This is a genomic window from Lapidilactobacillus achengensis, assembly GCF_003946655.1.
Taxonomy (GTDB): domain Bacteria; phylum Bacillota; class Bacilli; order Lactobacillales; family Lactobacillaceae; genus Lapidilactobacillus; species Lapidilactobacillus achengensis.
Genome location: NZ_RHOV01000039.1, coordinates 1 through 6798 on the forward strand (window position 1 = coordinate 1; position 6798 = coordinate 6798).

A 6798-nucleotide genomic window follows, 5' to 3' on the forward strand; every position below is an offset into this window, starting at 1 on the left:
GCAGTTTCAACAAAGTAGTAGTCGCCTGGCTTCAGGTCATCAACCTTAATCTGACCCTTGGCATCGGTGGTCAAGCCACTAGCAACCTTCGTCCCGTCCTTCTTATGAAGATCAAACACAGCGCCCGCCAGGGCTTTACCTGTATCACCATCGGTCTTTGTTAGAAGAACGCTTCCCAATGCTTTCTCATCCGTTATTGAAACCTTTACTTGGATATTGTTTCCATCGATAGTAAAAGCATGCTGTGTTGCATCTAGCTTATATCCAGCAGGTGCCTTTGTCTCAATAACATAATAGTCACCAGAATTAAGACCAGTGTAACTTACAGTGCCATCTGATTCTGTCTTAAGATCTGAAGCAACCTTAGTCCCATCTTTCTTGTAAAGATCAAATACCGCTCCAGCTAAAGGGCCTGAGCCATCAGCATCAGACTTCTCAACCGTAACTTTTCCTTTTTGATTAGTTTCCGAAATAGAAACGTTATTATCATCGTTTGCATCACTATACTGAAGGTTAATTTCCTTACCATTGGCCAAAATGGTAGAGATTACATACCCATCTGGGGCCTTTGTTTCAACTAAAATATACTTCCCAGATTTAAGATTGTTCCAAGTAATACTGCCAGATGCATCTGTTGTGCCTTTGCGAAGCAACTGTCCCTTTTGTCCAGAAACATCAGACCAAAGTTCAAAAGAAGCTCCAGAAATTGACTTTTTGGTATCAGCATCACTCTTGGTGAGAACAAGATTGGTGTTCTTACCAGTTGCCGACCCGCTATTGTTTACTACTGCCGTCGATCCACTGGTATTGTTATCAACATCTTTTTCACCCTTACCGGATATCGATGCTGTATTGGTCAACGTATCATTAATCTTTGACGAGTTAATCAATGAACGATAATGAATTGAGTAAGCCGAACTGATTTCGTTTGCAAAAGAAATCTTCAATGTCTGCTTACCCGTCGCATTATCAGTTTGTAGGTCCAGCGAGTAGTCCTTATCAAGTACTAATGGATTGCTCGTATCTTCAGTAAAGGTCCCATTAGAAGATACCTTTCCTGGATAGACTACAATTGAACTTTCATCGATGATCTGGTTGTCAGAAGGCTCATCGGTAACAACCGCATTACTGAAGGTTGACTGTGCCTTGTTGACCCATAAAGTCCATAAAGCATAAGCAGAGTTTGCTGGATCTTGTTTACCGCTTTTATCCAGAACATTGCCACTGTTCGGCACTGTCACCTTAGCCGTCAAATCACTAGACTTCCCGCTGTTTGTGTAGGTTGCTGTATTGTCATAGGACTTCTGATCAATCACCTTACCTGAAAGGCTAGTCTGGTAAGTCAATACATAAGCTTTAGCGCTATCCTCTGGTAATTTTGCACTAAGTTGTTTCTTATTATTGTCAAAGGAAATATTAGCAGAAGTAACTTGTGCACCTAAAACATATGAACCATCTACCTTAATAGAAGCTTCGTATAGCTTGGCACTATCTGCAACATAGTCTTGGTCACCAATGATTGGATCAGTGATGGAAGCGTTGCTAAGTTTACGTTGATTGTAGTTAACAACCACAGTCCAAGTAATTTGTTTTGAAACGGCATTGTAACTTCCGGACTTGGTACCATCATTTTTAAACTCAGTCTTAGGAGTAAAGTGGTCTTTCCCTTCATTAGTGTGTTTGCCACCATCTTTGTCTTTCCAAGTCGCCTTAGCAGTATTAGTCCATGTACCACTAGCTGGAAGGCTATTCGTTTCAAAGGTAGTTTTATAGCTCAACGTATACCAATTTTTAGCATGGTCTTTGAGCGCGCCTTCAAAAGTAACTTTAAACCCGTTACCATCGGGGTTAACAGTATAGTCTTCGCCTTCTTTCAGAACCTTTTTAGTATCTTTGTCTGTTAGAACATCTGTTAGAACAAAAGAGCTATAGTCCACAGTCAGTCCATCCGGAACCGGATCAGTCATCGTCCAGTCACTCATATCCTGACGAGCCTTATTGATATCGAAATTCCACGTTACAGTCTTGGCGTTATAATCAACGGCTCCACGAGACTTAGTTAGGCCCTGCTGGTCGGCTTGCTTTTCCCCAGGATTCGAAGTTTTGCCATTGCTTTCTACAGAGTTACTAATTTTTTCTCCATCAGCGTCTATTGATTTTGTGACTTGCGATTGATATGAAATCTTGACTCCCATGTTGAGCCCATTGGGGAAGGTAATCGTCATTTCGGTTCTAGCTTCGTTGTAAGCTACCTGATATTGATCGGAACTGATAGCATTACCAGCCTCATCAACTATTGAAAGCTTGTTGTCAGTAGGAAATATTTGACCTTCAGATAACTTATCTACTAATTTGGTGTTGGCAGGCAGTGCCTTCTCACCATAATTGTAGTCAATATGCCAGTTATACTTCTGACTGCCATTGCTATCCGGACCATCATAGCTCTTACTTAAAAGTTTACCGTAGTTTGCATTGACAGTCGCACTTGCTGGATAGTCTTTACCGTTATTAGTTAAAGTAGCCTTGTTCGTAAAGGTTACTTTTCCACCATCATCAGGCAACTTGCTCGAGTCAATGTCGCTAGTGTATTCGATCTTGAAAGCCTGATAGGTATCCGCATATGCACCAATAAACGTAATTTTTCCATTTTCAACCTTGTAATCTGTACCTTCTTTAAGAGGATCGCCAGTTTTAGTCACATTCCCATTCAGATCAACTGTTAAGGGATATACACTAACCGATTTCAGCGTGGTTGGCACAGTGTTGGTAGTATCACTTGGCATAGGATCAGAAATCGTTGCATTCTCTAGCTCTTGACCATTGGTATTAATTGTAACGTTCCACGTAATCCCAGTCGGATTATTTCCAGATGTGTTAGCGCCAGTTAGTTGACCAGTCTTTGCGATGTCGTTACCACCTGATGGCTGAACAACAATTGGTATCGTTACCGGCCCAGTAGTCGTGTCAATGACAATGTCTTCTTTGCCAGACGATGAATCACTGCTGATGGTAGAAGTATAACTAAATGTCCCTTCAATGTGGTTCACGTTTTCAACATCACTGTTAAAGGTGAACTTAACTGTGCCATCAGCAGCTATGCTATAAGTTCCATAGTCACCGAGGGTTCCCGTACCTGGTTTATAGGTAACTCCTTCAGGTAACTTAAATGAGAAATAGTCACCATCTTTTACTTGGTATCCGTCTTTCAGCTCATCCGGAATTGCCCACGTATATTGAAAATTAAGATTGGTATCTTTTCTCACTTGTGTGGGATCAACAGTATTACCTTTGCTATCTGTGAATTCAATATTTGCTCCGGTAATGATTGTTCCTTTGGAGTCATCTGGCAAATATTGTGAGATATCATTGCCCTCAGCACTCTCAGAAATTGTCTTTGCGGTTTGGCTCTTCGACGCAACACTAGATGCAGCCTTGCTGCTAACATTGGCTGAAGGTTTATCATCTTTTGCTACTGAGGTAGTATCAGACAGTTTTGCAGTAACGTTTTGACCATCCGTTGAGAAATTGACAGATCCTTCTAAGGATGAAGTGTCTGTGAGGCCTAGTTGGATCGTTGCTGTTCCAGAAATATTGCCAGCCAAATATAGCTGTAAGTGGCTGTTTGAATAGGAGTATTGTCCAACAACCCTATGCGCATCATCAACAATGTTGGCATCGGCGGTCTCTTGTAGTTGCTGATCACCTGAGAAGGATACTGAAACTTGCTCTTGAACAATTTCATCCGTTGAGTTGTTTAGCGAAAGTTTCAGTCCAATTGTTCGCAATCCAGGTGTTTCCTGAGTAGCCTCTAAAAGTTGAACAGTCTTGGGATCATTAGTACCGCTAGAGCTAGCCGTCACCGCCCCTACAACTTGTGCCGAGGATTGTAAGAACAGCAGAAGCACTAAAACTAAAGCATATATTTGCTGTCCAATTTTCCTTTTATCCATGTTTTTTACCTCTTTCCATGGTTGAGTTTCTACCCCTCAATTTATACGTGATAATGTGAACACCCCACTTTCTTGAAATTCGAGTTTCCGCGTCTAACCATATGTTAATTTATATTACTAACCTGATGTGGTTTTGATTACGGTTACACACTTTAAATATACCAGGCTTCCACCGTTTATTCCAGTATGTGTCAAGTTTTTCTCGGTTCTCTATTTTTGGGTTACTTATTGTTAGCTTAGTTCAAGTCGTTCATTGCACGTGCGAAGCGACCAAACGATGTTCCTGTAACTCCTTGTGCGTTGATCACACCGGCTTTTACCCCGACATGGGCGGAATGCTTGCCTACCGCAAACAGTGCCCATAGTTTGAAGTTAGGCGCAATCACGATTTGCCCATTATCTGTTAGCCTCTGGGGCGCATTAAACATGGTTGTTTGGCTTAGCGAACGCTCCAACTCACCATTTTGCTCGGCATCGATTATCATAAGCATGGCCTTAAGGCCAGTAATGCTCCAGCTACGTCCTTGTTTCTTCAAACGATACGTGTATGCGCGATGGTTACTTTCACAACTGCCAAGACCACTATGGCGCCACTGAATAACCGCGAGTGGCTTGATGCTATCCCAGTTACGATTCAAGTAATCTCGCAAGCGTTTGATATTATCTGCGACGTCGTCGCGATAATCTCCGTTTGTTGCATTGATTCGGCGGTATCTAAGATCATCTTCACCTGTGGCTTATCCGCTGCGAACACTGCTTGTCTAAGCCGCTTCTTTAGTGGCATTGGCATCAAACTGAAACGTTCTTTGAGTTTGCGATTCAAGTGATAGGCATCAAGTACGTGAACATGCTGTTCCTTAGTCGGTGAGAACACTTGAAAAGCACTTGGCTCATAACCACTCCCATTATCACTTCCCGTAATAATTTGTGTGTTCTTGCAGTCGTAATGACTGTCTAAATACTCTGACATCTGTTCGAAAACCAACCGGCGATTCAGCCCACTAATGATGTATCGTTGCTTTAAAATGTGTCGTTTCCCGTTCAGAATAACCCCTTCACTGACTTGAAGTCGATGTACCATGACCCGCAGGCCGTGTTTGATTTTCACTTGAAACGCATCACCTTCGATGAACAGTTGTGTCGTACAGGCTTTCTCATTTTTCTGCTTTGGGGCGGCCGCTTTGCTGGTGGCTACTTCAATAAGATCCTCACCAATCTCTTGATAGATCTTATCCACCGTCTGAAAGCTCATTGATCCTGGTGTGAAAGCCTCAACAGCGCGAGACACCGTGCGCAAAACCGCATGCGAAGATAGACTGGCAACTCTGGCCATTAAAAGCGGGGAATAGCGCCTACTCTTTGGAATTCCCAGAGCTTCATCGAGCGGATAACGTGGCTTTCCAGCACCATCACGAACCAGCCGACGGCTGAATACCAATGTTCCGAATAGACATTGAATCGTCCGCTTATCCTTACGAAGAATCGTCCAATCTTTCCCTAAACATAGCTCATCATCGAAGACCTCAATTGCTTTTGAAACCGCAGCACACACGAACTCCGCTAGCGCGGGAATCATTTCTGCTTCAAATTGAATAAATGATTGATTAGACTTCAAAAGTTCTGTTGCAATTGCTATAATTGAGTTCATAGAAGACCGCTTCTCTCTTTTTTGTGTCTGGTAACTCAATTAGAGGGCTGCGGTCTTCTTTTGTCAACTTTATCTTTAAATAATTTATTCTTTGACATTGACCTCCTGAGTAAAACTTTACACTAAGTTTATTCCACTTGTATAACAATGCGTTCAAACGTAACCTAAAAACAGACGCTCCATGTGTTCGACTGAAAAACTGGTTATTCAGTATAAGTCCAAAAGGCGCAACAGCACCCACGACTTAAACGGCATCGATTGAAAGCTGCAAACCAAACACGCTTACGGCCATCTAACAATTTAAGGACCTGCTTCAAAAAATCAAAACTATAGACATTCGCAAAGGATAAAGAACTGGAAGCTTGTTTGCCACGAAATTTAATTCACAAAGAGTAGCCATGTTACGGATAGCGTATACAAAAATGCCGCAAAGCATCCGAAAAGGTTTGGCTCCATCCTAATTTTGGAAAATGATGGGTGGCTTCATCGGTAGATCACCGTTAAGCACCTCTAAGAGGCTCTTGTCGATGTCGCGCTAAACCGGCATGGCAGTTCTGGATGTACCCGCTTATATCTGTGCACAAAGCTATCAACGCTGCGGATTCGAGGAGACACTCTGAGCACCACCATAAGCTCTGCGTAGAATTCTGAGCACTGCTCTAAGTGTGTGCTTGGGCAACACGAAGCACTGTTCTTCTCGTATACGGCAACACCGATTTCGGCAAAGTAACGCCGGTAGTGTCTGCCAGCACCACGGATCTGTTCGGTATTGCCACGCCTGAGTTCACGGCTAACCGTAAACTTGTTGCGATAAATCTGCTCGGCGGTTTGAACGATGACAAAAGCAGCTTGATGGAGTGCTTAAAGCTTCCCCCCATTCGTCTAAACTGAGTTATTGATGTTGTCCTGTCGTGCTAATCTGAGAGTGGGTCATGATGACTCCTTTCTTATATGCATAAGGTGCTTATAAGCAAGGTTATCATGGCCTTTTTGGCCTAGTCTATCAGCTTTTGCACTTCAAGTGTAAATGGCAATCGTAAAATGTAGGAAAGGGCGTGCGGACGTTTTTCTGGACTTTCACCTTCAGGAAGCCTTGCTCTGACGGTATTCTTGCGGGCTTATTCCTCCTAAAACTTTTTTTCTTCGCTTAGTGTTATACCACTCGATATACTGATTAAGTTCCTGAGTAAAGTCATCTAT

4 protein-coding genes are annotated in these 6798 nt (G+C 42.7%); all 4 read right to left on the reverse strand.

Translation table 11 applies throughout. The annotated features are described in order from the left end of the window. Positions 1-3950 (reverse strand): collagen binding domain-containing protein (locus EKM94_RS11980; protein WP_125602346.1); only part of this gene is annotated, 3950 nt, incomplete at its 3' end. A 236-nt stretch (positions 3951-4186) separates the two neighbouring features. Next, positions 4187-4600 carry a UPF0236 family transposase-like protein gene (locus EKM94_RS12945; RefSeq protein WP_318531105.1) on the reverse strand — a complete coding sequence of 138 codons (414 nt, stop codon included), beginning with the start codon at positions 4598-4600 and terminating at the stop codon, positions 4187-4189. Then, positions 4585-5598: an ISLre2 family transposase gene (locus EKM94_RS11990; protein ID WP_125602352.1), complete on the reverse strand. Its 1014-nt coding sequence runs from the start codon at positions 5596-5598 to the stop codon at positions 4585-4587. Before EKM94_RS11990 ends, EKM94_RS12945 begins: the two co-directional genes overlap by 16 nt. 1083 nt (positions 5599-6681) lie before the next feature. Further along, a partial coding sequence (locus EKM94_RS11995) for an IS3 family transposase (RefSeq protein WP_164511221.1) occupies positions 6682-6798 on the reverse strand: 117 nt, incomplete at its 5' end.